The sequence below is a fragment of the Streptomyces sp. BoleA5 genome (genome assembly GCF_000373665.1).
In the GTDB taxonomy this organism is placed as follows: domain Bacteria; phylum Actinomycetota; class Actinomycetes; order Streptomycetales; family Streptomycetaceae; genus Actinacidiphila.
On sequence record NZ_KB892090.1, the window covers coordinates 695,904 to 719,029 of the forward strand.

At 68.7% G+C, this 23,126-nt stretch carries 20 protein-coding genes, 1 tRNA gene and 2 pseudogenes; 16 read left to right on the forward strand and 7 right to left on the reverse strand.

The features are described 5' to 3' along the window. Positions 1 to 32 precede the first annotated feature (32 nt). Entirely contained in the window at positions 33 to 1,628 is a 1,596-nt protein-coding gene (locus B085_RS0103255) for a Na+/H+ antiporter (protein ID WP_018557127.1), read from the forward strand. Between the two features lie 16 nt (positions 1,629 to 1,644). On the opposite strand, the gene B085_RS0103260 is transcribed toward B085_RS0103255, so the two are convergent. Then, positions 1,645 to 2,748 carry a mechanosensitive ion channel family protein gene (locus tag B085_RS0103260; protein ID WP_026250629.1) on the reverse strand — a complete coding sequence of 368 codons (1,104 nt, stop codon included), beginning with the start codon at positions 2,746 to 2,748 and terminating at the stop codon, positions 1,645 to 1,647. A 79-nt stretch (positions 2,749 to 2,827) separates the two neighbouring features. On the opposite strand from B085_RS0103260, the gene B085_RS41020 reads away from it, so the two are divergent. Together B085_RS41020 and B085_RS0103270 are read left to right on the forward strand one after the other, a co-directional pair. Continuing rightward, positions 2,828 to 3,454, forward strand: coding sequence for a dienelactone hydrolase family protein (locus B085_RS41020; protein WP_018557129.1), 627 nt, complete (start codon positions 2,828 to 2,830; stop codon positions 3,452 to 3,454). 51 nt (positions 3,455 to 3,505) lie between these two features. Then, entirely contained in the window at positions 3,506 to 3,958 is a 453-nt protein-coding gene (locus tag B085_RS0103270; protein ID WP_018557130.1) for a hypothetical protein, read from the forward strand. Here the strand turns inward: B085_RS0103270 and B085_RS0103275 are convergent. Then, on the reverse strand, positions 3,917 to 4,303 hold the full coding sequence (locus B085_RS0103275; protein ID WP_158689640.1) for a hypothetical protein: 387 nt from the start codon (positions 4,301 to 4,303) through the stop codon (positions 3,917 to 3,919). The two genes, B085_RS0103270 and B085_RS0103275, sit on opposite strands and share 42 nt — an antisense overlap. A gap of 133 nt (positions 4,304 to 4,436) precedes the next feature. On the opposite strand from B085_RS0103275, the gene B085_RS0103280 reads away from it, so the two are divergent. Both B085_RS0103280 and B085_RS41025 read left to right on the forward strand, forming a co-directional pair. Continuing rightward, positions 4,437 to 5,027: an XRE family transcriptional regulator gene (locus B085_RS0103280; RefSeq protein ID WP_018557132.1), complete on the forward strand. Its 591-nt coding sequence runs from the start codon at positions 4,437 to 4,439 to the stop codon at positions 5,025 to 5,027. A gap of 233 nt (positions 5,028 to 5,260) precedes the next feature. Continuing rightward, complete coding sequence (locus B085_RS41025) at positions 5,261 to 5,599, forward strand: hypothetical protein (RefSeq protein ID WP_018557133.1); 339 nt, start codon at positions 5,261 to 5,263, stop codon at positions 5,597 to 5,599. Between the two features lie 13 nt (positions 5,600 to 5,612). On the opposite strand, the gene B085_RS0103290 is transcribed toward B085_RS41025, so the two are convergent. Both B085_RS0103290 and B085_RS41030 read right to left on the reverse strand, forming a co-directional pair. Continuing rightward, complete coding sequence (locus B085_RS0103290; protein ID WP_018557134.1) at positions 5,613 to 5,834, reverse strand: hypothetical protein; 222 nt, start codon at positions 5,832 to 5,834, stop codon at positions 5,613 to 5,615. Positions 5,835 to 6,023: 189 nt separating this feature from the next. Next, positions 6,024 to 7,244, reverse strand: a pseudogene (locus B085_RS41030) (tyrosine-type recombinase/integrase). A 13-nt stretch (positions 7,245 to 7,257) separates the two neighbouring features. Between B085_RS41030 and B085_RS41035 the strand changes: the two are divergent. The 4 genes from B085_RS41035 to B085_RS0103315 all read left to right on the forward strand — a co-directional run bounded on the left by B085_RS41035 (position 7,258) and on the right by B085_RS0103315 (position 9,366). After that, positions 7,258 to 7,752, forward strand: coding sequence for a hypothetical protein (locus tag B085_RS41035; RefSeq protein ID WP_018557136.1), 495 nt, complete (start codon positions 7,258 to 7,260; stop codon positions 7,750 to 7,752). 137 nt (positions 7,753 to 7,889) lie between these two features. Further along, positions 7,890 to 7,963 (forward strand) — tRNA-Met (locus B085_RS0103305). 503 nt (positions 7,964 to 8,466) lie between these two features. Next, complete coding sequence (locus B085_RS0103310; protein ID WP_018557137.1) at positions 8,467 to 8,808, forward strand: hypothetical protein; 342 nt, start codon at positions 8,467 to 8,469, stop codon at positions 8,806 to 8,808. Between the two features lie 180 nt (positions 8,809 to 8,988). Further along, positions 8,989 to 9,366 carry a hypothetical protein gene (locus B085_RS0103315; protein ID WP_026250630.1) on the forward strand — a complete coding sequence of 126 codons (378 nt, stop codon included), beginning with the start codon at positions 8,989 to 8,991 and terminating at the stop codon, positions 9,364 to 9,366. Between the two features lie 32 nt (positions 9,367 to 9,398). Here the strand turns inward: B085_RS0103315 and B085_RS41040 are convergent, their stop codons facing one another. Both B085_RS41040 and B085_RS50400 read right to left on the reverse strand, forming a co-directional pair. Then, positions 9,399 to 10,019, reverse strand: coding sequence for a hypothetical protein (locus tag B085_RS41040; protein WP_199789139.1), 621 nt, complete (start codon positions 10,017 to 10,019; stop codon positions 9,399 to 9,401). A gap of 616 nt (positions 10,020 to 10,635) precedes the next feature. Then, a complete protein-coding gene (locus B085_RS50400; protein WP_018557140.1) occupies positions 10,636 to 10,785 on the reverse strand; it encodes a hypothetical protein in 150 nt (49 codons plus the stop codon). 211 nt (positions 10,786 to 10,996) lie between these two features. Between B085_RS50400 and B085_RS0103330 the strand changes: the two genes are divergently transcribed. Then, the gene (locus B085_RS0103330) at positions 10,997 to 12,664 is read left to right on the forward strand and encodes an ATP-binding protein (protein ID WP_018557141.1); all 1,668 of its coding nucleotides are present in this window, start codon (positions 10,997 to 10,999) and stop codon (positions 12,662 to 12,664) included. Positions 12,665 to 13,801: 1,137 nt separating this feature from the next. On the opposite strand, the gene B085_RS41050 is transcribed toward B085_RS0103330, so the two are convergent. After that, entirely contained in the window at positions 13,802 to 14,338 is a 537-nt protein-coding gene (locus B085_RS41050; protein ID WP_018557143.1) for a hypothetical protein, read from the reverse strand. 157 nt (positions 14,339 to 14,495) lie between these two features. On the opposite strand from B085_RS41050, the gene B085_RS0103345 reads away from it, so the two are divergent. From B085_RS0103345 to dnaE, 6 genes and pseudogenes are all read left to right on the forward strand, one after another. Then, a complete protein-coding gene (locus tag B085_RS0103345) occupies positions 14,496 to 15,812 on the forward strand; it encodes a DUF2252 domain-containing protein (protein WP_018557144.1) in 1,317 nt (438 codons plus the stop codon). Positions 15,813 to 15,887: 75 nt separating this feature from the next. Beyond that, positions 15,888 to 16,532: a hypothetical protein gene (locus B085_RS0103350; protein WP_018557145.1), complete on the forward strand. Its 645-nt coding sequence runs from the start codon at positions 15,888 to 15,890 to the stop codon at positions 16,530 to 16,532. 53 nt (positions 16,533 to 16,585) lie between these two features. Beyond that, complete coding sequence (locus tag B085_RS0103355) at positions 16,586 to 17,392, forward strand: DsbA family protein (protein ID WP_018557146.1); 807 nt, start codon at positions 16,586 to 16,588, stop codon at positions 17,390 to 17,392. 267 nt (positions 17,393 to 17,659) lie between these two features. Next, positions 17,660 to 18,154 (forward strand): annotated as a pseudogene (locus tag B085_RS0103365) (alkaline phosphatase D family protein); the annotation flags it as partial. Positions 18,155 to 18,442: 288 nt separating this feature from the next. Next, positions 18,443 to 19,417, forward strand: a complete 975-nt coding sequence (locus B085_RS0103370) for a zinc metalloprotease (protein WP_018557149.1) — start codon at positions 18,443 to 18,445, stop codon at positions 19,415 to 19,417. 116 nt (positions 19,418 to 19,533) lie between these two features. After that, positions 19,534 to 23,112 carry a DNA polymerase III subunit alpha gene (dnaE, locus tag B085_RS0103375; protein ID WP_018557150.1) on the forward strand — a complete coding sequence of 1,193 codons (3,579 nt, stop codon included), beginning with the start codon at positions 19,534 to 19,536 and terminating at the stop codon, positions 23,110 to 23,112. The last annotated feature ends 14 nt before the right edge of the window (positions 23,113 to 23,126 follow it).

Sequence of the window (23,126 nt, forward strand, 5' to 3'; positions counted from 1 at the left end):
GGCCGGGGCGGCGGACGTGCCACGCTAGGGGCGTGGATCAACTCGCGCTGTTCTTCGCCCTGATGCTCGCGGCCATCGTGATGGTGCCGCTGGGCGACCGGATGGGGCTGCCGTCGCCCGTTCTGATGACACTGCTCGGGGTCGTGCTGGCCCTTCTGCCGTTCGTGCCGAACGTGCAGATCAACCCCGAGCTCATCCTTCCGCTCGTGCTGCCGCCGCTGCTCTACGCCTCCGTACAGCGCACGTCCTGGCGGCAGTTCGCCGCCAACAAGAAGGCCATCTTCCTGCTGGCCGTCGCGCTGGTGCTGATCACCACCGCGGCGGTGGGCGCCATCGCCATCGCCGTCGTCCCCGGCGTCTCCATCGCCGCCGCCCTCGCGCTTGGCGCACTGGTCGCCCCGCCCGACCCGGTGGCCGCGACCGCCGTCGCCGGGCGGCTGGGACTGCCGCGCCGCATGGTGTCGACCCTGGAGGGCGAGGGGCTCTTCAACGACGTCACCGCGATCGTCGTCTACAACGTGGCCGTCGCCGCGGCCGTGACGGGCTCCTTCTCCTGGCCGGAGGCGCTCGGCGAACTGCTGCTGTCGGCGGTCGTCGCGGTCGCCGTCGGCGTCGTGCTCGGCTGGACCGCCTCCAAGCTGATGGGGGTCGTGGGGGACCCGACCCTGCAGATCGGGCTCTCGCTGCTCGTCCCGTTCGCCTCCTACGCGATCGCCGACGAGGCGCACGGCTCCGGAGTCCTCGCCGTGCTCACCACCGCGCTGTTCCTGGCCGAACACGCCCGCGACGCCGACGACGTGACCGGGCGGCTGGTCGGCGCCACCTTCTGGGAGGTCGTCGACACGCTCGTCACCGGTGTCGCCTTCGGCCTGATCGGCCTGGAGCTGCACAACGTCTTCGGTGTCGGCGCCGGCCGCTGGGGCACCATGCTGAGCCACGCGGCGATCGTCGTCGGCGCGGTCGTCCTCGTACGGCTGGCCTATCTGATGCCGGCCGCGGCGGTCACCAGGAAACTGCACAAACGGCGCGACCTCGACGAGGACATCCCCCTGTCGTGGCGCGAGACCGTCGTCATGTGGTGGGCCGGGATGCGCGGAGTGGCGTCCATCGCCCTGGCGCTGGCCATCCCGCACACCACGGAGTCCGGCGCGCCCTTCCCGGCGCGCGACGAGATCCTCTTCATCGCCTTCTCGGTCGTCCTCACGACCCTCGTGCTGCAGGGGCTCACCCTTCCGAAGGTCGTCAAACGCCTCGGGGTGAGCAGCGACACCCAGGTGGAGCACGACATGGAGATGCTGCTCGCGCTGCGCGCCATGGCCGCCGCCAAGCAGCGGCTGAAGGAGGTCGAGGCGACCGAGGACTTCTCCGAGGAGGTCTCCGAACTCCTGCACCGCCGCGCCTTCGACGTCGGGGCCCGGATCTGCCCCGACATCGTCGACGACGAGAAGCGCGACCGGCACACCGCCCGGGTGCGGCGCATCAAGACGGTCGAGCGCGTCCAGCGCGACATGTTCTCCGCCGCCCGGCACGAGGTCCTCGCCGCGCGCAGCGAGCCCGGCTACGACCCCGAGATCGTCGACCGGGTGCTGCGCCAGCTCGACGTCCGCAGCCTGCGTGTGTCCCGCTAGCGGTGCCGCCCGGCCCCTACCTGGCCCCGGGACCGGGACCGATGTCCTCGGCCCCGGGGGTGGCCTGCCTCCGGTCCGGGGCCTCGGCCAGGCCGGGGGCGGTGGCGGTGTTGATGCGCGGCAGGGCGTAGGGGTGCTCGCGGCGGAGCCAGTCGATCATGTGCTCCCGCACCACGCAGCGCACCGTCCAGATGTCGTCCGCGTCCTTCGCCGTGGCCAGCGCCCGCACCTCGATCGTCGACGGCGTGCTGTCCGTCACCACCAGGCCCCAGGCCCGGCCGTCCCACTGCTCGCACCCCTTGAGGACGTCGTGCAGATGCTCGCGCATCAGGTCGACGGGTGTGGCGTGGTCCAGATGGAAGTAGACGGTGCCGGTCATCCGGGCGTTGCCGCGGGACCAGTTCTCGAAGGGCTTGCTGGTGAAGTACGAGACCGGCATGGTGATCCGCCGCTCGTCCCAGGTGCGCACCACGAGATAGGTGAGGGTGATCTCCTCCACCGTCCCCCACTCGCCCTCCACGACCACCGCGTCGCCGATCCGGACCATGTCCCCGAAGGCGATCTGCAGCCCCGCGAAGAGGTTGCCCAGCGTCGACTGGGCGGCGATGCCCGCGACGATGCCGATCACCCCCGCGGAGGCCAGCATGGAGGCGCCGAAGCCGCGCATCGCGGGGAAGGTCAGCAGCATGGCCGCGACCGCGACCACGCCGACGACCGCGGTGACGACCCGCTGGATCAGCGTCACCTGGGTCCGCACCCGCCGTACCCGCGCCGCGTCCTGGGCGGCGGAGGCGTACCGCGAGTAGGACGCCTCGACGACGGCGGCGGCGATCCTGACGATCAGCCAGGCACAGGCCCCTATCAGCACCAGCGTCAGCACCTGCCCGATCCCGCGGGTGTGGCCGCGGGCCAGGTGCGCCTGTTCGTACGAGCCGCGCAGCAGCGAACCGCAGATCACGAGCTGGAGCGGCAGCCGCGCGCGCCGCAGCAGGTTCCACAGCGGGGTCTCCGGGTGGCGGGCGTCCGCCCGGCGCAGCGCGTGGTCCACGGCCCAGCCAACGGCGAGCGTGACGACGAGGGAGCCGCCCACCACGCCGAGCGGTCGTATGACGGAATCCATGTCTTCGACGGTAACGGGCATGATGGAGCCCGTACCCGACCGTGCGCCGATCATGGGAAGTGAAATTGTGAGCTCCGGCATGACCATCGTGCTGTTCCACTCGGCCTACGGACTCCGTCCCGCCGTGCACGCCGCCGCGGACCGGCTGCGGGCGGCCGGCCACGAAGTGCACGTGCCCGACCTCTACGAGGGCCGCACCGCGGACACCGTCGAGGAGGGCATGGCCATCAAGGACGAGATCGGCCGCGACGAACTGCTGATGCGCGCCGTCACCGTCTCCGGACCGCTCTCCGACCGAGGCCTGGTCTACGCCGGGTTCTCGCTGGGCGGTTCCATCGCGCAGAACCTCGCCCTCGCCGACGAGAGGGCCCGCGGCCTCCTGCTGCTGCACGGCACCTCCGACATCGCCGACGACGCGGCCACCGAGCTCCCCGTCCAGCTGCACGTCGCAGAGCCCGACCCCTTCGAGCCCGACGACTGGCTGAACGCCTGGTACCTGCGCATGCGCAAGGCGGGCGCCGACGTGGAGATCCACCGCTACCGCGGCGCCGGCCACCTCTTCACCGACCCCGGCCTCGACGACTACGACGCGGAGGCGGCCGAGCAGGCCTGGGCGGTCGCCCTGGACTTCCTCGCGGATCTGGCGGCGGAGGCGGGGGAGACCGGGGAGACCGGGGAGACCGGGGAGACCGGGAAGGGCGCCTAACAGCCCTGTGGGCGGGGGCCGTTGTCAGTGGCCGCTGAGATCATCCGGGACATGGGTGTTCTCTACGGGTACTACTCGGCCGCCGACGACAAGGACGCCGCCCGCGCCGTGGTCCGCGAGTTCCGCCGGGCGGAGTCCGGAGGCCGCGACCAGCACGTGACCCAGGGCATCGACCCGGTCGTGGAGCTGCTCCCCGCGGAGGTCCTCATCACCGGCCGCGCCCCCGAGGACGTACGCTCCGACCCGCGCCGCGGCGCCCTGGTGGGGGTTGCCGGTGAGGGCAGGGTCGTCGCGGTCTCGCTCACCGACAGCTTCCGCGACGCGCTCGCCGCCTTCGACGCGGATCTGCTCGACGACGTCGCCATGGGGTGGTCCCGCAGCTCCGGAGGCCTCCACGGCGTCCACGGCCCCGACGTCCTCGGGCTGTTCCTCAAGGAGCTCGCCGGGCTGGCCGGCCGTGCGTCAGCGGACGGGCGGCGCCTTTACTGCTGGATACGCCCCTGAGCGAAGGCGGCCCGCGGGTCCCGGCGCCGCGGCGAGCAGCAGGAGCGCGGCCGAGGGCAGGAACACGTACATCGCGATCACCGCGCTGATGACGGACCAGGAGACCAGCGCCAGCGCGATGACGACGCAGGCCTGGGCGAAGACCTTGGGGAACCGCCCCAGGAGCGGCGGCAGCGCCAACGGGACGACGGTCAGCACGAAGAAGCCGCCGTGGTGGCTGTCCAGCCCGTGGAGCAGCCCGGGCACCGCCGCAGCCGGCGCCCCCACCGCCAGCACCCACTGCAGGCGGCCGATGCCCGGCCGCGCTTCCGGCCGTGTATGCGGCCGCCCCGCCTCAGCCCCCATGACCGCCCCTTCCCCCGTGGCGAACACCGTTTGAACGCGTTCAACATAGCGGATCGCGGCCCGGCGCCGTGCCGGCGGCCGAACGCGACGGCGCCTGTTGCCGTTCCGGGGACTGCCGGGGTGCAATGGGCGCATGGAAGACCTGACCTCGATCGCCGCGGCCCTGGCCGAGGTCGGCCCGCGTCTCAAGCGCTTGCGCACGCAGCGGGGCGTCACGCTGGCCGCGCTGTCCGAGGCCACGGGCATCTCCACGAGCACGCTGTCCCGCCTGGAGACCGGCCGGCGCCGTCCCAGCCTCGAACTCCTTCTCCCGATCGCCCAGGCCCACCGCGTACCGTTGGACGAACTCGTCGGTGCCCCCGAGGTCGGCGACCCCCGGGTCCGCCTCAGGCCCCGCCGCGTGAACGGCCGTACCGTCCTGCCCCTGACCCGGCAGCCGGGCTCCCCGCAGGCGTGGAAGGTCGTCATCCCGGCGGCCGCCCCGTGCGAGCCCGACCTCCGCGTACACGAGGGCTACGAGTGGCTGTACGTGCTCTCCGGACGCCTCCGCCTCCTGCTGGGCGACCGCGAGGTCGTCCTCGGCGTCGGCGAGGCCGCCGAGTTCGACACCCGGCTGCCCCACTGGTTCGGCAGCGCCGACGACCGATCCGTCGAGATCCTCAGCCTCTTCGGCAGCCAGGGCGAACGCATGCACGTCCGTGCGAGGCCCGGCCGGGGGACGTGACCCTGGACGTCCTCATGGTGGCCGAGGTCGCCGGCCGCTGGTCCGGCGGGGCCGCTGCGATCGGGGTATGACGTCACATCAGGCGGATGCCGCGTAGGTCGCCGCGCGAGGTGCGGGCCGCCGGGTCCGGCGGGCGAGGCAATGGCGCGGTGAGCTCGCTGCTCATCGGCACATGTCCGGGGCGGCCGGCGTGCGTTGCCGTTCACACGTATTTCTTCGTCGACGGTCTCGACGTGGTCGCGCGCAGCGACAGCAGGATGGCGGGCCTCGACCCGCGGCGACTGCTCCGACCGGGCGGGCCGCTCTATCCGGAACACATGCCGCGTGAGGTCGAGGTGGCAGCCGAGGAGCAGCCCGGGCCGGGGCCGGACAGGCTGAGCATCCGGCTCCGGCTCCGGGGCGGGACGGTCATCTGGTCGGGCCTGGTGTACCCCGGCGACGACGGCAGGGCCGTCGAGGAGGTGCGCTTCCGCCTGGAGCAGTATCTGGCCGAGATCGAGCGGGCGTACGCGGTCGTCACCGCCGGCCGGCGGGCCATGCGTCCGCGGAGGTCGGTACCGGGGGAACCGTGAGCCTCCGGCCGCACTACCGACGGTGCCGGTCGCCGCGGCGTCGCAACTCGGGCTCGGCCTCGCCGCCTTGCGAGATTCGGGTCGGCCGCCGCTGCTCCGTCGAGCGGAGCAGCGTCAGGCAGGTGGGCAGGACCGACAGCGGCCCCCAGAGGAGGAGCAGGAGCGGACGGCCGTCCTGGCCGTGGGAGATACGCCAGCAGAAGAGGGGAACCGTGAGCAGGTAGGAGAACACCATGCAGACAACGGCCCAGTCCCGGCTTTCCCTGCGCAGCGCGCGGCGGCGGATCCCTTCTTCCGCTTCCGTGAGGGTGGTCCACGGTGTGCCACGCCATGCTGCACCGGCCGTGCCCACGCTCCTGCCTGCGTCCCGCTTGGCGCGCCGTCCGTCGTTGCGCGCCCACAAAGGTAGGCCGAGGGCATGAGGTCAGAACCCGGTGGCTGGGGCGGCCGGCTCCGCTGCTTGAGGCAGCCACCGTGGGGCGAGCCTCGAAGATCCCGCACCAGATGCCCGCGCACGCTCCGCGCGAACCCGCGCGTCGAGAGCCGCGGCGACCTCCCGCTGCCGCTCCGACGTCGAGTGCTGATAGATCAGCGCAGCCCGCTCAGATGACTGGCCCGCCCGGACCAACGTGTCCTTCAGCGTGGCGCCCGATTGAGTGGCGAGGGTGTGGCCGGTGTGCCGCAGATCGTAGAAGCGGAAGTTCTCCGGGAGCCCGACCTTGGTGCGGGCCCGCCGCCACTTGCGGCCGAAAGAGGAGCGGCGGAAGGGCGCGCCCCGTTCGCCCACCAGGCCGTTCGGCTCCTTCTCGACGAACCACTTGAGATGGTGTTCCAAGTCCTTGCGCATAAACGGTGGGGGGCGATGAACCGCTTTCCCGCTTCGGACTTGGTGGGGCCCTCCGCACGCTTGCCCGTCGTCAGCTCCGGCACAGCCCGCCGGCCCCACACGCCCACGGCTTCCAAGTCGACGTCCAGGCGGCGAAGGCCGGCCTGTTCCTCCGGACGAGCCGGACCGTAAGCGGCGATGTAGACCACCAGCCGCCACCGCGGTCCCATGGCTTCGGCGAGCGCGTCAACCTGTTCCACGGTTGCGGTCGGGCGCTCCGGTGCCGACTCCTTGCCCGCGCCTCGAATGCGGCACGGATTGCGGCGGATCAGTTCGTCCTCGACGGCCGTTTCGAGAATCGCCTTAAGCAGCCGATATGCCTCGGCGATAGTCGTTGCCGCTCCACTGGTCGACAGGCGCTCTGCCCGCCAGGTGCGGATGCGAGGTGAGGTGATCTCGTCCAGGTCCCAGGCCTGGAACGTCGGCAGAATGTGCAGCCTCAACAGCCGCCGATACAGCTCTTCGGTGGTCGCCGATAGGTCGCGCTCGGCGATCCACTGGAGGGCGTACTCCTCGAAGTTGACCGCTCCGGCATTGGGGTCCTGCCAGTCCCCCTGTCGTCAGATCAGCCTCGACCTGTGACAGCCAGATCTCGGCATCCCGCCTGGTCGCAAAGGTCTCCGGCGACCGGTACTCCTGCGCGTCAGGCCCTAGATAACCAGCTGTCCAACGGCCGGAACGGTACTGCCTGACCGACCCAACCGGCGGTGTTGCTCTCGATGTACGCAGCCAGGGCACCCGCCGGAATGCGTACCTCATCCGCGCGGGCCACGTGGGCGACCCGGGCAAGGGCACCCCCGCCACGGTGCGGGTGCATCCGAAGGTGTGCGCCACCCTCACCGCCCCCCTCGTTCGGCCCCGTCCACAACCGCCCGACCTCCGGCGGGAGATCGCGGCGCGGTTGGGAGAAGACCGCAACGACTTCGAAACCGAGTTCGGTCCGACGAATGTGGAGATCCACGCGGTCAGCACCGCTGTCGAGTTGGGCGATGCCGGGCCGGCCCTTGAGGTTGCGAGGCAGGTCGATGCTTCGACCCTGTCTCCGGAGCGGCAGGCTCGTTTCCTGCTTGACGTGGCGCGGGAACACGCGCAGCGGCGACACGTCGGGGAGGCCGCAGCCGCGCTCTTGGAAGCTGAGTCCTTGGCCCCCGAGCAGGTTCACGACCACTACGTAGCCCGCGAGGTCATCCGCGATTTGAGCCAGCTGTCGGGACGTCGTGTCCCCGAGTCGCTGCGAGATCTCGCCGAACGCTGCGCGATCGGATAGGGGCGCCTCAGCCGAGGGCGACGGTCTCCGAGAGTCTGACGAACGCGCTGAAGCGGACATAAGGAACCGCAATAGAGGCATGGAAACGAGGCTGCGGGGCCACTCCGCGTGTCGTGGTAGCGTGTGGATCACAACGGCGCGGGGTGGAGCAGCTCGGTAGCTCGCTGGGCTCATAACCCAGAGGTCGCAGGTTCAAATCCTGTCCCCGCTACTGCTTGAGAGGGTCCAGAGTCAACAAGGCTCCGGGCCCTCTTACTTGTGCGGCATGCCCTGTTTCCCGTGGACCTCTTGCGACTCCAAGCCGGACTCTCGCCCGGGATCTGTTACAGGTTTCTCTACCTCATCAAGGCACCCGGCGTCGCTCACGCTCCGCCGGGCGCGCGGCCCGCGTCCGGGCGCGCCCACGCTCCAGTCTTCGCCCCGCTCGGCACGGCCGTCCGCCGCCGCGCGCCGGCAAGGGAAGGCCGGGGCATGAGGTCAGAACCGCGGTGGCTGGGGCGGCCGGCGCTCCGAGACTTTACGCAGCCACCGTGGGGCGAGCCTCGAAGATCGGGGCCCACATCGGGCTATTGCGGGCAGGTCCACAGACTGCCCGAGTCGCCAGCAGCTTACGGGCCCCGATCTCTCGCCCCATGGCAGCTCCAGCCCAAAGTCTCTCCGCCAACCTTGGCGGAGTTCGAGACCAGGTAGGCACTGACCGGAGAAAATCAGGTCATGGGGATCGACCTGCAGCTGCACGGCAGCCGCCCGCACTGGCCCAGCCGCCGCTCGAAGCGCAAGCCGACTTTGATCCGGCAGTCACACGAGCACGGGGAAGCGCTGGCTCAGCTGATCGCCGAACTTCCGGCCAACACATCGGGCAAGCTCTGGATGGTCGACCCGTACAACGGCACGACCTTCAACGAGCGGGAGGCCGAGGCCGCACTCGGCGAGATCCCGGAACTTCTGGACCGCTGCACCAACGACTCACAAGCTGAAGCGGTTCGCGACCTCGCCGCCTACCTGGAGAACTGCGCCACCACTCCCGGCAGCTACCTGGTATTCGTCGGAGACTAGTCCGGGCCGTCTCCGGGCCGTCCGAGGCAAGCCAACGTTGACAGACGATGACAGCTGACCACGGCGTCGTCGCAGCTCAGCAGCCAGGCGCGGCGCTCCGGCCCAGGTGGGAGGCGTCCTCACCACTTCCAGAAAAACTGATCCGACTAGAGCCCATCTGTCCGTGAGATCGTCGTGCCCATGATCGAGTCCTGGGTGATCGATGACGGCAGCACCGTCCCCGTACCTTCTGAGGTGGTGCTAGAGGCGCTTCGAGCGAGGATCGATATTGGGCAGCTTGAGACGTGGCTGACCAGTTCATTCGGACGATTGGTGGCCGTCGTGACGAACACCGAACGCGCGATGGTGATGCTGCTCGACGGAGAGGGCGACCCTGGTGAGCATGCCGTGGACCCGGGAGCCCACGGCGCGAGCGGGGGGTTCGTTCTCCTCAACGGGCAGCACGACGAGTATCCGAACGAGGACACGGTGCCGATCGGTGACGCGTTGAGGATCGTGGGACACATCGTCGGCGTGGGATCCTGGCCGGCGGACGCCCACTGGGTGGTCGATCGCTGACACAGCGGGTGCGGTACTTCCACGCAATGACCTCAAGGATTCGGCGATGGTTGGCCACCGTCGACCGGATCAGCCAGAAACCTCGGTGACCGTAGCGCCCATAGTTCGCATCGAGCGTGCCACAGCCGTGCCAGGTGAGGCGGTGCCGAACGGGGATAGGCGCTGCGGGAGTCAGGGTCGCCGAAGAAGAAGTACAACATCAACTGCTTCTTGTCGTCGCGCTGCAACTCGAAGGTCCACGTATAGGTCTCGGGTGCTGGCTCATGCTCGGACGACGGGTCGAGAGGCTCAGCGGGATCCGGAGTGCGCGTGGCTGATGCCGTGCGCGAGGTGAGAGTCAGCCGGACGTGCTGACCGTCGTTCCACCCGGTGCGCTCGTCGGTCAGCTCCCACTCCCCAGTCCCTGACAGTCGCCACCTGTCGTCAAAGTCGAACTCCTGCCCGTCCAGGAGGCTGATGACTGCCTTTCCGTCAGGCCGGAGAGAGACCTCCGTGCGATCAATGCAGAGCCACGAACCCGCGATCTCCGCCCGCTTCGCGTCGTGCACTGCGGGCACCTCGCTGTACATGTGCGGATTACATCCCACCAGTACGAACAGGCAGGCGATGACAGCCGCGATCCGCCGTGCCGGGCCAGGTGAGTAGGTGTTCACAATCCGGCCTCCCACTACGGCACCACAAATGACTGCGGTTCGACCGGCCGTCGATCACGCGCGTGCCATCCTGCCAGCGCAATTGAACATGTTCAACTTCTTCGCCGAGCTGCATGGGGGTACGCGTGGCGCTCCCAGGTACGGGCCACGACCGCGCCGCTACCGCATGTTGGGACCCGACCCCCCATCTCGCTCCTGAAGAGGTGGCCGCCGAGAGCGCTGTACAGCAGCCAAGTACAGCAACTACCGCGACCGCAGCCGACCACCAGCAACTCCGCATGACCGTCTGACCAGACGAGCTGACCTCAGCGACCGTCCCGCCCATAGTTCGCATCGAGATGATCGGGCGTGACAGGCTGAGGGCAAGGACTGCATCGGCACTGGGCCGTCTCTCGGCCGCCCGAGGGCGATCGGCAGGGCCAAGGATGGCCAATGATTACCACTCAGGGGCTGTTGAACTGATCCGTGACCTGCGAAAACGCAGGGCAGTGTGATCGATCGCAAGACCCCCGACACGAAGACAGGTCTTGACTCGTCCATCCCACCGGCCCACGACGGAGCGAAGTTGACGCCATACAAGTCTGGATGGGGAAACATGCGATCGGGCGGTCCGGAGTCATTCGCGGGCCATGAGCTGGGCAAGTAGGGCCACCACCGCAGTGGCTCCGACTACAGCGGCCCCGACCTTCGGTGCATGCAGGATCAGGGCGACGACGAGGACGCCGACCAGCAGGAGGACTACGAGACGCACGCTGATCTGTTCCATGAGGACCTGCTTTCCGTATGGTGCGAGCTGGGTTGTGCAACCAGCGTGGACGCCTCACGGGCGACCTTGACGGCACCAAGACGATCACTGACAGCATCGACCAAGGACAACTCTCGTCTGACAACGCAGGACGGATTCCGACGATCGTGTGTACAGACGTCGGTGCTTCTGATGTACCGCATCTGACGCTGGATCACAGAAGGGGGAAGAGATGGTGACTCAGCCGTGGAAGAGGCCCGAGTTGGCCGACCAGTCTGACCTGAAGGAGCTGAACGATGAACTCCACGAGCTGAGACTGGAGGCAGGACTCCCGTCAGCGCGAACCATTCGCGACCGCATCGGGAAGGATGCGCAGGACTACTGGATCGTGAACCACCAGGCAGTGCTGGACACCTTTCAAAGGCCGGACCTCCCGCCGTGGGGCCGCCTCGAGGTGATCGTCAGTGCCCTGGCCGAAGCTGCTCGATCCAACGACATAGACGGCGAAGTCAACCGCTTCAAGGACTTGTGGAAGCAGGTCGTCAGGGAAACTGTTGCGCAAGCGTCAGTACGCCCTCCTGCAGGTACCACGACATCTACAGGCTGTGGTGACGTGAACGACGCAGCTGGTCCTTTCGAGGGGCAGCGGAAGCAGAACACCAAGGACCCACGCGAGCGGGCCGCAGAAGAGCCACCGGCCAGCGCCGAGACAGCTACCAACGCCGAGCACTCCACTGCACAGTTCAACTACGCGGAGGAGTCCTTGAAGGGGCTGATCCTCAACGCTGCACAGGCCCTGTGGCACGACAAGGATGCGTTGAGAGTGTTCCTTGGTGTGGTGCGTCGCAGTGAGGGATTCGTCAAGATGGCTGACGCGGCTGAGGAGCAACGGCCAGCAAACGCGACGTTCTACGGCGTGAAGAGCAGGGAGTTCGAAGTGAACTACCCTTCGGCGCGATCGGAACTTGTCACGCTCCATCGCGTCCTTGAACAACACAGGCTGAAGCGGAAGTGGTCCTTCACCAACATGGAGGACCAGACGGGTGTCTCCGCTGATGCATGGATCCGCTGGTGCACCCACGACGAACTGCCCGAGCGTGAGGCACTCGTCGCGTTCTCTCACACGGCACACCTGACACCAGAGGATCACGTCCTGCTGCTCGGCCTTTGGGACGCAGCCCATGATGCGTTGGAGGTGCCGAAACGCCATGATGTGTTGCCGTCCCATATCAGCTTTGATGAGGCATGGACGATGCGTGACCCGACGACATCGAGGTTGTGGGTGATTGCCGGTGTCGGAGGCGACGACCTGACCGCATACGGCCTTGATCTGGCGTGTGGCACAGCTCCGGGATTCGTTGTGGCCGGGCCAGCCGGCTCGGGCCGCTCCACGGCGTTGGTCAACATCGCGCGCTCGCTGCTCGCAAATGGCACCCGCCTCGTACTGGCTGCGCCTAGGCCTTCTCCTCTGAGGGAGTTGGCTGATCGGGAGGGTGTGTTGGCCTGCTTCGTGCAAGACGACATCGGGCACAATGAACTCGAGGAGGTTCTGTCGGTGGCGTCTACCGAGGACCCGGTCGTTATCGTGATGGACGACGCTGAGGTCTTGGGAAAGTGCGATGCCTGGCGCCTGCTGGCCAGCGTGTTGCAGCACGGCTTCGACGAGGGAATGGCGCTGGTCCTGGGCCGCAATGAGGACGAACCCCAGCGGAGCACCTACTGGCTGGGCGAGGCAAGGAAAGCCCACCGCGGCCTACTGCTGTCTCCCCAGAAGAGAAACGCCGGCGATTTGATCGGCATCAAGACCGGAGACTCCATTTCTGGCAGCCCTGTCTCCCCTGGCCGAGGCTGGCTCCATCTTGGGGACGGCAGACTCTTGGCAGTGGCCGTGCCACGGTAACCCTTGTCTCCTGCTCACAGTGCCCGGACGGCGGATCCACGGTCGGCGAGGGAAGCACTGGTAGACCTCTACTCTACTGAGATTCGCCGTGTGATGCCGCCTGGCACAGTCGTGTGAGCTGCGGCGATGGTCGATGCGCGGGCGACTCCACTCGAAGATCATCTGTAACTGCGTGACAACGCCGAGGGTGCTCTCCGGGGCGTCTGTAGGCCGTGAAAGGAGGGCCGACGCACCTGCGCTGCCGCTCGACCCTACTCAGTGCGATGGGGCACTGCTGGGGTCGCTGATCAGCGTGACGCGAATTGCCTGCGCTGTCGGACACGGCCAAACAAGCCGACAGGTTGGGCAGTACCCGTCCGGGGCGTAGTAATGCAGTTGCATGACCGTGGTCCGCAGGTTCGCCGCCGCGTTCGGCCACTTCGACGTGTTCAGCCACAGTAGTGCCGCGCCCGCCGCTAGACCGGCGCCTCCCACGATGCCGCCGATCAGAGACATGCTCCAGCCCTGAGATCGGCACTCCGGCTGGAGGGCAATGCTGGTCTCGTCGGTGCCGTAGGTGGTCCGGTCGGAGAGCGCGGCGAAAATGGCCGGTCAACAGGTCCCGGTGGTGCCAAAGATGCTGATGGTCACGGGGTACATGCAGATCACCCCGCCGATGGCGAGTGCGGCGATGGTGACGAGTGCGGCGGCGAGGCGGCGCACGCTGCTCCTGTGCGGTGAGGGCGGGGCGCCAGTCTCGATGGTTCACCGAATCATTGCAATATCAACTTCGGATCTACATGTCTGCAGTCTTCGCCTACACCGGACGCGGCCCTCTCGGTCAGCTTGACAGCACCGGTGCCTGTGCTCTGCGGATCCTGACGGCGGAACATGACGGCAACGAAGCTGTGCGCGCGGGGACCTTGGGGGTAGCGAGGGGACTGCCTTGAGGCCTTGTAGTAGCAACGCAGCAGTGCGCATGTAGCTAAGAACGAACTCCCAAAGCGGGTGTCGCCCTGCAAGTGGAACACCGTCGCGGGGCCGCCCCTGGGGCGTGGAAGGTGGGCCAGCGCTGACCAACGTGGACGACCAGTGACAGCGACAACGCTGGTCGGCGGGCCGTTTCGTCCCGAAGCTGCGGCTCAGCCAGACTGCCGCTCAGTAGACCGATATGTGCACATGGTCGAAGTGGTTCTGGGTGATGGACCCGCGGTCCTCCATCAGCTTCCACCCCTGCTGCGGGAGCCGGCTGGACCATATGTGCTGCTCGTAGATGACGTACCAGATGCCGTATTCGTCCGCATGCTCCCGCACCCAGGCCACGATCGCCTCGCCCAGTGCGTCGGGTTTGCCCGTGGCCTTCTCGCCCGCGGGCATAAGCATGAAGTCGCAGGCGCGGCCGAGGGGGTGTTCGCCGCCGCCGGCGATGCCGCCTTCCTCGCGGTAGCAGCCGGGGGCGCCCTCCAGGCCGCGGGGGCCGAACTCCTTGACGACGGCGTCGCGGACGGCCTCCATGCGTGCGGTGATGTGCTGAGGCCCGCGTGGCTGCTCCTTCGGCCAGTTGGCCGCGCGGACCTGCGCGGAGAGCGTGGGCCACGCAATGGCGGCCAGCACGAGGCCGCCGATCAGCAGCAGTCCGATTATGGTGCGCCGCCGGCCGCGACGCGCGGTGTCCCGCCCCCTGGTGGTGTTCATCGCAAGCCAGAACGCTTGACCGTGACCGGAAGTGCCCGGTCGGAAGCCGGTCGACGGTGACGCGAATTACGTCCCGCCGGGTTCGTCGCCGGGCACGCGAGCGTACGCTCCTGCGTTGACCCGGCAGACACGGACCAGCCCAGGAGGCACTGCACCGATGGCCACAGGCATGACGACGGACGAAGAGCGCGGCGAGCGGATCCTCGAGGTCTTCGGCACCGCGTTCGGGGAGCTGCTGGCGGCCGATCCGGCCGCGTTCCGGGTCAAGTTCCGCAAGATGGCGGCGTCGGCCTTCGCCTTCTACCGGGGCACCGCGTGCCTTTACTACGCCGACCTCGCCGACGCCAAGGACAGCGGCCCGTACCTGGACGAGCGCACGTCCCGGGTGTGGATCCACGGCGACCTGCACGCCGAGAACTTCGGCACGTACCTGGACGCCAACGGCCGCCTGATCTTCAACGTCAACGACTTCGACGAGGCCTACGTCGGCCCGTTCACCTGGGACCTGCAGCGCTTCGCCGCCTCCATAGCGCTGATCGGCTACAGCAAGGCGCTGGCCGACGACGTGATCTCCGGTCTGGTGCGCAGCTACGCCACCGCCTACCGCGAGCGCATCCGGGCCCTCGCCCAGGGCGAGGCCGTCCCCTCCCTGGCGCTGGACTCCGCCGAGGGCCCGCTGCTGGACGCGCTCCGCCACGCCCGCTCGCAGACCCGGGTGGCACTGCTGGACTCGATGACGGAGATCCGCGCCTGGGACCGCCGCTTCGCCGAGGGCGGCGGCGCGGTGGACCTGGACGGCGGCACCCGCGAGAAGGTACTGCGGGCCTTCGAGGCGTACCTGGACACGCTGCCGGAGACCAGCCGGATCAACCCGGAGAGCCACCGGGTCAAGGATGTCGTGGGCCGTCGCGGCGTGGGCATCGGCAGCGCGGGCCTGCCCTCGTACAACATCCTCCTCGAGGGCCACACCGACGCCCTGGAGAACGACGTCGTCATCTACATGAAGCAGGGGCAGACCCCGGCGGTCTCCCGGCACATCACCGACCCGGCGGTGCGCGACTACTTCCGCCACGAGGGCCACCGCACCGTGATCTCGCAGCGCGCGCTGCAGGCGCACGCCGACCCGTACCTGGGCTGGACCGAGCTGGACGGCGTCGGCCAGCTGGTCGCGGAGGTGTCGCCGTACGCGGTGGACCTGGACTGGTCGGACATCGACGACCCGGAGCAGATCGAGGCCGTCGTCGCGGACCTCGGCCGGGCCACCGCCGGCATGCACGCGGCGGCGGACGACGAGAGCGGGCACTCCCTGGTGCCGTTCTCCACGGAGGACGCCATCGACGCGGCCATAGCGCGGGACGAGGAGGGCTTCGCCGAATCGCTGGTGGAGTTCGCCCACTCCTACGGGGCCCGGGCCCGCGCCGACCACCAGATCTTCGTGGACCTGTTCCGCAACGGCCGCATCCCGGGGCTCTGATCGGGGGCCCTGCCCCCGGCACCTTGTTGCGGGGTTTAGGCACTGCTTACACACCGGCATGACACACTCTGCGCCATGGAAGGGACCGGGCCCCGGCTGAGGGCACTGCGCGCGGGATGCTTCGCCGCGCTGTGCGTGACGCTGTCCGCGACCGCCCACATCATGCTCTCGCGGGAGCCCCTGCCGATGACGACCACGGCGGGGGCCTTCGCGGGCGTCTTCGCGGTCGCGTACGCGCTCGGCCGCCGCGAGCGCGGCTACTGGCCGATCGCCGGCCTGCTCGTCCCGCTGGAACTGGCCGTCGACACGCTGTTCACCGCAGGTCAGGACACCTGTTACGGCCCGGGCGGCGGTCCCGTCACCGGTTCGTGGCGCTCGCTCAACGAGGCGCTGGTCTGCCACGGCGACGTCGGCGGCTCACTCGCCGGCGCGCCGGGGGTGTCCGGCACCGGCACCTCGCCGTGGCTGCTGCTCCTGGCGCACGTCTGCGTCGGCCTGGTCGCCGCCGGGTGGCTGCGGGCCGGCGAGGACGCCCTGCACCGCCTGCTGCGCGCGGCCTTCAGGCCGCTGCTCGTCGCGGTGGCCGTCCTCCGGACGCCGGGGCCGCGGGGTGCGACCCGTCCCGGCGCTGCCGGGCCCGCGGCCGCAGCCCCGGCGCTGCCCCTGCTCCTGCACTCCGTCGTACGGCGAGGGCCGCCCGCCCGCCTCGGCTTCCGCTGAGCACGGCGCCCCACCCCTCACCCACGTACGTACGAGTCGGAGATCACACCACCATGAGCAAGCGAAACAGCCAGGCCGCCAAGACCGCCGCCCGTGAGCGGCTGCGCGTCGAACGCGAGCGGCAGGCGAAGCGGGACAAGCTGCGGCGGCAGCTCGTCGTCGGCGGCAGCGTCCTGGGCGTGCTGGCGCTCGGTGCCGGCATAGCCGTGGCCGTCGTCAAGATGAACGCGCCCACCTACTGGGAGAAGGCCGCGGACAAGCCGCTGGTCAAGCCGGCCAACTCCTCGGGCAAGGACGGCACGTCGATCGTCATCGGCGACGAGAACGCCAAGCACACGCTGAAGGTGTACGAGGACCTGCGCTGCCCGGTGTGCGCGCAGTTCGAGCAGACCTCGGGCGAGACCGTCCAGAAGGACGCCAAGGACGGCAGGTACAAGATCTCCTACACCATGGGGGCCTTCCTCGACAACAGCCTCGGCCAGGGCCAGGGCTCGAAGAAGGCGCTGAGCGCGCTGGGCGCCGCCCTGAACGTCAGCAAGGAGGCGTTCGTCGACTACCACGCGCTGCTGTACTCCAAGGACGTCCACCCCGAGGAGACCAAGGACGACTTCGGCAGCGCCGACAAGCTGATCGAACTGGCGCAGAAGGTCGACGCGCTCAAGGGCAACAAGACCTTCGAGAACGCGGTCCGCAACGGCACCTACGACAAGTGGGCGCTGACCATGGACAAGCAGTTCAGCGCGGACGGCATCAACGCGACGCCGACCGTGAAGCTCGACGACAAGCCCCTCGAGAGCGTGCAGGCGATGACCCCCGAGCAGTACACGGCCGCCGTCGACCAGATCATCGGCAAGGGATAGCACCAGCCCGCGGGCCGCTTCGCCCTCCGGTCCCCGGCGTCGTGCCGGGGGCCGGGGGGCGAAGTCCTTCGGAAACCTCGTGCACGGGGTCCCGGAAAGGGGTTACTGACGCGTAATCTGACCGGCCGTGACCGAGACCTCTGCACCCTCACAGACCTCATCGAGAACACCCAGCCGCCGTTCGGTCGTCAAGGCCGGCGCCGTTGTGACCGGCGCCGCGCTGATACGGCTGACGGCCGGCGCCGGCGCCGCATCCGCGCAAGGGACGGCCTGCCCGCCGAGGGCCTGGCGGTCAACGTCGAACAGTGGGACGGCTACACCGACGACCGCCGCGAGATCCTGGCCCACCTGCGGGACAACGGCATCCGCAACACGGTCTTCCTGACCGGCGACATCCACATGGCGTGGGCGAACGACGTCCCGGTGAAGGCGGCGACCTATCCGCTCTCGGCCTCGGCTGCGACCGAGTTCGTGGTCACCTCGGTCACCTCCGACAACCTGGACGACATCCTCAAGGTGGCCCCGGGCACGCTCTCCACGGTGGCCGAGGCCGCCGTGAAGGCCGCCAACCGCCATGTGAAGTGGCTGGACATGGACTCCCACGGCTACGGCGTGCTGGACATCACCGGTGAGCGGGCGCAGATGGACTACTACGCGCTCTCCGACCGGACCGACCCGAACGCCTCCTCCACCTGGGAGCGTTCGTACCGCACCCTGTCGGGCACGCAGAAGGTCGAGCGGGTCCACGCGCCGGTACGCTGAGCCGCCCGAACGTCGATTTCCGGCCCGTCCCCGCATCGTGCGCGGACCGGCCGTCGCGGGGCGGGCGGCGGGGAGCCCCCGGGTCCGAATCCGGACACACCGCCCGTCCCGCGCTCCGGGGACGTCACGCCGGCCGGCGCGGACCCTCAAGGGACCTTCGTTGTCCAGGGATTACCCTCTGTCCGCCAATGGGCCGGAAGAGGGCTGCACCGGTTCTGGCATGGACACATAACCTCCGGACGGCGAGGAGGAAATTCCTCCCGTACGTCCCACGAGGAGTGCCCCCACATGTCACGCACCCCCCGTTCCCGCCGTCTCGTCGGTCTCGCCGCCGTGACCGGAGCCCTGGCCCTGCTTCCCCTCACCGGCGCCACGGCGACCGTGAGCAGCGCCTCAGCTCACGCGAGAACCCCCGCCGAGCAGTGCGCGGACAGCGGCGACGCCGCGGCCCGCAAGATGAAGGGCTCCACGGCCCACGAGCCCAACGCCGTCAGCGACGCCACCGCCAAGGCGATGGACGCGGACCTCGAGAAGCGCGTCGCCAGGATCAAGGCCGAGGGCAAGGGCTCCCGCGTCGCCGCCGCCGCGACGACGACCATCCCGGTCTACTGGCACGTCATCCACAGCGGCAGCACCGGCAAGCTCAGCGCCTCCGCCATCTCCGGCCAGATAGCTGTGCTCAACGCCGCCTACGCGGGCCAGGGCACCGGCAACGTCGACTCCGGCTTCCGGTTCTCGCTGGTCGCGACCGACTACACCGACAAGGCCGCCTGGTACAACCTGACCGAGAGCTCCTCGGCCGAGACCGCGATGAAGACCGGCCTCCGCAAGGGCGGGGTGAGCGCGCTCAACATCTACTCGGCCAACCTCCAGGAGGACCTGCTCGGCTGGGCCACCTTCCCGAGCTGGTACGCCGGCGACCCCAAGGACGACGGCGTCGTGATCCTCGACGCGTCCGTGCCGGGCGGTTCCGCCACCAACTACAACCAGGGCGACACCGCCACCCACGAGGTCGGCCACTGGATGGGCCTGTACCACACCTTCCAGGGCGGCTGCGGCGCAAACGGCGACTACGTCTCCGACACGCCCGCCGAGAAGACCGCCGCCAGCGCCTGCCCGACCGGCCGCGACACCTGCACGGCCAGTGGCGCGGACCCGGTCCACAACTTCATGGACTACACCTACGACTCCTGCATGTACCAGTTCACCGCGGGCCAGGTGAGCCGTATGAAGAGCTCCTGGACCGCCTACCGGGCGAGCTGACGCCACCCTCCGCGTCCGGCCGGTCACGGGGCCGGCCGGACGCGGCGGGACGCGCGGGAATGGCGTCGGCTGTCGGACCCCCGGCGTAGGATTCCAACGCCGCCAGATGACGACCGATGCCGGAGGTGTCGCTTCCCGTGACCACGCCGTTCACCCACCTGCATGTCCACACCCAGTACTCCCTGCTCGACGGGGCGGCACGGCTCAAGGACATGTTCAAGGCCTGCGGTGAGATGGGCATGACGCACATCGCCATGACCGACCACGGCAACCTGCACGGGGCGTACGACTTCTTCCACCAGGCCAAGGGCGCCGGGATCACGCCGATCATCGGCATCGAGGCGTACGTCGCGCCGGAGTCCCGGCGCAACAAGCGCAAGGTCACCTGGGGCCAGCCGCACCAGAAGCGCGACGACGTCTCGGCCTCCGGTTCCTATCTGCACAAGACCATCTGGGCGGCGAACGCGACGGGTCTGCACAACCTCTTCCGGCTCTCCTCGGACGCCTACGCCGAGGGCTGGCTGACCAAGTACCCGCGCATGGACAAGGAGACCATCGCCCAGTGGTCGGAGGGCCTGATGGCCTCCACCGGCTGCCCCTCGGGCGAGGTGCAGACCAGGCTCCGCCTCGGCCAGTTCGACGAGGCGGTGAAGGCCGCCGCCGAGTACCAGGACATCTTCGGCAAGGAGCGGTACTTCCTGGAGCTGATGGACCACGGCATCGAGATCGAGCGCCGGGTCCGCGACGGGCTGCTGGAGATCGGCAAGAAGCTCGGCATCCCCCCGGTCGTCACCAACGACTCGCACTACACCTACGCGCACGAGGCCGACGCCCACGACGCGCTGCTGTGCATCCAGACCGGCAAGAACGTCTCCGACCCCGACCGCTTCCGCTTCGACGGCACCGGCTACTACCTGAAGACCACGGACGAGATGCTCGGCATCGACTCGTCCGACGCCTGGCAGGAGGGCTGCCGCAACACCACGCTGCTCGTCGCGCAGCAGGTCGACACCGACGGCATGTTCCAGGCGCGGAACCTGATGCCCCGCTTCGACGTCCCCGAGGGCTACACCGAGGTGACCTGGTTCCGCGAGGAGACCATGCGCGGCATGCACCGCCGCTACCCCGGAGGCATCCCGGACGACCGGATGAAGCAGGTCGAGTACGAGATGGACACCATCATCCAGATGGGGTTCCCGGGCTACTTCCTCGTCGTCGCCGACTTCATCATGTGGGCCAAGAACAACGGCATCGCCGTGGGCCCGGGCCGGGGTTCGGCGGCCGGCTCGATCGTCGCGTACGCCATGGGCATCACCGACCTCGACCCGATCGACCACGGCCTGATCTTCGAGCGCTTCCTCAACCCCGAGCGCATCTCCATGCCCGATGTCGACATCGACTTCGACGAGCGCCGGCGCGCCGAGGTGATCCGGTACGTCACGGAGAAGTACGGCGCCGACAAGGTCGCCATGATCGGCACCTACGGCACCATCAAGGCCAAGAACGCGATCAAGGACTCCGCCCGCGTCCTGGGCTACCCGTACGCCGTCGGCGACCGCCTCACCAAGGCGATGCCCGCCGACGTCCTCGGCAAGGGCATCCCGCTCTCCGGCATCACCGACCCCGCGCACCCGCGCTACAGCGAGGCCGGCGAGATCCGGTCGATGTACGAGAACGAGCCCGACGCCAAGAAGGTCATCGACCTCGCCCGCGGCGTGGAGGGCCTGGTCCGGCAGATGGGCGTGCACGCCGCCGGCGTGATCATGTCCAGCGAGCCGATCGTCGACCACGCCCCGGTCTGGGTGCGGCACTCCGACGGCGTCACCATCACGCAGTGGGACTACCCGAGCTGCGAGTCGCTCGGCCTGCTGAAGATGGACTTCCTGGGCCTGCGCAACCTCACGATCATGGACGACGCCGTCAAGCTGGTGAAGGCCAACAAGGGCGTCGACATCGAGCTGCTGGCCCTGCCCTTCGACGACCCCAAGACCTTCGAACTGCTGGGCCGGGGCGACACCCTCGGCGTCTTCCAGTTCGACGGCGGCCCCATGCGCTCCCTGCTGCGCATGATGAAGCCCGACAACTTCGAGGACATCTCCGCCGTCTCGGCCCTCTACCGGCCGGGCCCGATGGGCATGAACTCGCACATCAACTACGCGCTGCGGAAGAACAAGCAGCAGGAGATCACCCCGATCCACCCGGCGCTCGAGGCCCCCCTCAAGGAGGTCCTCGACGTCACCTACGGTCTGATCGTCTACCAGGAGCAGGTGCAGAAGGCCGCCCAGATCATCGCCGGCTACTCCCTCGGCGAGGCCGACATCCTCCGCCGCGTCATGGGCAAGAAGAAGCCCGAGGAACTGGCGAAGAACTTCACCATCTTCCAGGAGGGCGCCCGGAAGAACGGCTACAGCGACGAGTCGATCCAGGCGCTGTGGGACGTCCTGGTGCCGTTCGCCGGCTACGCCTTCAACAAGGCGCACTCCGCCGCGTACGGCCTGGTCTCCTACTGGACGGCCTATCTCAAGGCCAACTACCCGGCCGAGTACATGGCGGCGCTGCTCACCTCGGTGCGCGACGACAAGGACAAGTCGGCGATCTACCTGAACGAGTGCCGCCGCATGGGCATCAGGGTGCTCCCGCCGAACGTGAACGAGTCGGACGCCAACTTCACCGCGCAGGGCGACGACGTCATCCTGTTCGGCCTCACCGCCGTCCGCAACGTCGGCCAGAACGTGGTGGACTCGATCATTCGCTGCCGCAAGTCCAAGGGGAAGTACACCTCCTTCCCCGACTTCCTCGACAAGGTCGAGGCCGTGGTCTGCAACAAGCGCACCGTGGAATCGCTGATCAAGGCCGGCGCCTTCGACGAGATGGGACACACCCGCAAGGGCCTCACCGAGCACTACGAGCCGATGATCGACAACGTGGTCGCGGTGAAGCGCAAGGAGGCCGAGGGGCAGTTCGACCTCTTCGGCGGCATGGGCGACGACGACGGGGGCGACGAACCGGGCTTCGGCCTCGACGTCACCTTCTCCGACGTCGAGTGGGACAAGACGTACCTGCTCGCGCAGGAGCGCGAGATGCTCGGTCTGTACGTCTCCGACCACCCGCTCTTCGGCATCGAGCACGTCCTCAACGACAAGGCGGACGCCTCCGTCTCGGCGCTGGCAGGCGACTACTCCGACGGCTCGATCGTCACCATCGGCGGCATCATCTCCGGTCTGCAGCGCAAGATGACCAAGCAGGGCAACGCCTGGGCCATCGCCACCGTCGAGGACCTCGGCGGCTCCATCGACTGCATGTTCTTCCCGGCCACCTACCAGTTGATCTCGACCCAGCTCGTCGAGGACGCCGTCGTCTTCGTCAAGGGCCGGCTCGACAAGCGCGAGGACATCCCGCGCCTGGTGGCCATGGAGCTGATGGTCCCCGACCTCACGGACGCCGGGACCAACGCCCCGGTGACGATCTCCATCCCGACGGTGAAGGTGACTCCGCCGCTGGTCGCCCGCCTCGGTGAGGTCCTCGCCAGCCACAAGGGGAGCACCGAGGTCCGCGTGCGGCTGCAGGGCGCCCGCAAGACGACGGTGCTGCGGCTCGACCGCCACCGCGTCACTGCCGACCCGGCGCTCTTCGGCGACCTCAAGGCCCTCCTCGGCCCCTCCTGTCTCGCCACCGCCCAGCAGCAGGCGGGCTGATCACGCGCCGAGCC

Coding starts and splice junctions, on each gene's coding strand:
- B085_RS0103280 (WP_018557132.1), top strand. CDS start 4,437: ATGGAAGACCTGACCTCGATCGCCGCGGCCCTGGCCGAGGTCGGCCCG.
- B085_RS0103270 (WP_018557130.1), top strand. CDS start 3,506: ATGGGTGTTCTCTACGGGTACTACTCGGCCGCCGACGACAAGGACGCC.
- B085_RS0103315 (WP_026250630.1), top strand. CDS start 8,989: ATGATCGAGTCCTGGGTGATCGATGACGGCAGCACCGTCCCCGTACCT.
- B085_RS41050 (WP_018557143.1), bottom strand. CDS start 14,338: ATGAACACCACCAGGGGGCGGGACACCGCGCGTCGCGGCCGGCGGCGC.
- dnaE (WP_018557150.1), top strand. CDS start 19,534: ATGCCGGAGGTGTCGCTTCCCGTGACCACGCCGTTCACCCACCTGCAT.
- B085_RS0103290 (WP_018557134.1), bottom strand. CDS start 5,834: ATGGTGTTCTCCTACCTGCTCACGGTTCCCCTCTTCTGCTGGCGTATC.
- B085_RS0103370 (WP_018557149.1), top strand. CDS start 18,443: ATGTCACGCACCCCCCGTTCCCGCCGTCTCGTCGGTCTCGCCGCCGTG.
- B085_RS0103275 (WP_158689640.1), bottom strand. CDS start 4,303: ATGGGGGCTGAGGCGGGGCGGCCGCATACACGGCCGGAAGCGCGGCCG.
- B085_RS0103350 (WP_018557145.1), top strand. CDS start 15,888: ATGGAAGGGACCGGGCCCCGGCTGAGGGCACTGCGCGCGGGATGCTTC.
- B085_RS0103310 (WP_018557137.1), top strand. CDS start 8,467: ATGGGGATCGACCTGCAGCTGCACGGCAGCCGCCCGCACTGGCCCAGC.
- B085_RS0103345 (WP_018557144.1), top strand. CDS start 14,496: ATGGCCACAGGCATGACGACGGACGAAGAGCGCGGCGAGCGGATCCTC.
- B085_RS0103355 (WP_018557146.1), top strand. CDS start 16,586: ATGAGCAAGCGAAACAGCCAGGCCGCCAAGACCGCCGCCCGTGAGCGG.
- B085_RS0103330 (WP_018557141.1), top strand. CDS start 10,997: ATGGTGACTCAGCCGTGGAAGAGGCCCGAGTTGGCCGACCAGTCTGAC.
- B085_RS0103260 (WP_026250629.1), bottom strand. CDS start 2,748: ATGGATTCCGTCATACGACCGCTCGGCGTGGTGGGCGGCTCCCTCGTC.
- B085_RS41020 (WP_018557129.1), top strand. CDS start 2,828: ATGACCATCGTGCTGTTCCACTCGGCCTACGGACTCCGTCCCGCCGTG.
- B085_RS50400 (WP_018557140.1), bottom strand. CDS start 10,785: ATGGAACAGATCAGCGTGCGTCTCGTAGTCCTCCTGCTGGTCGGCGTC.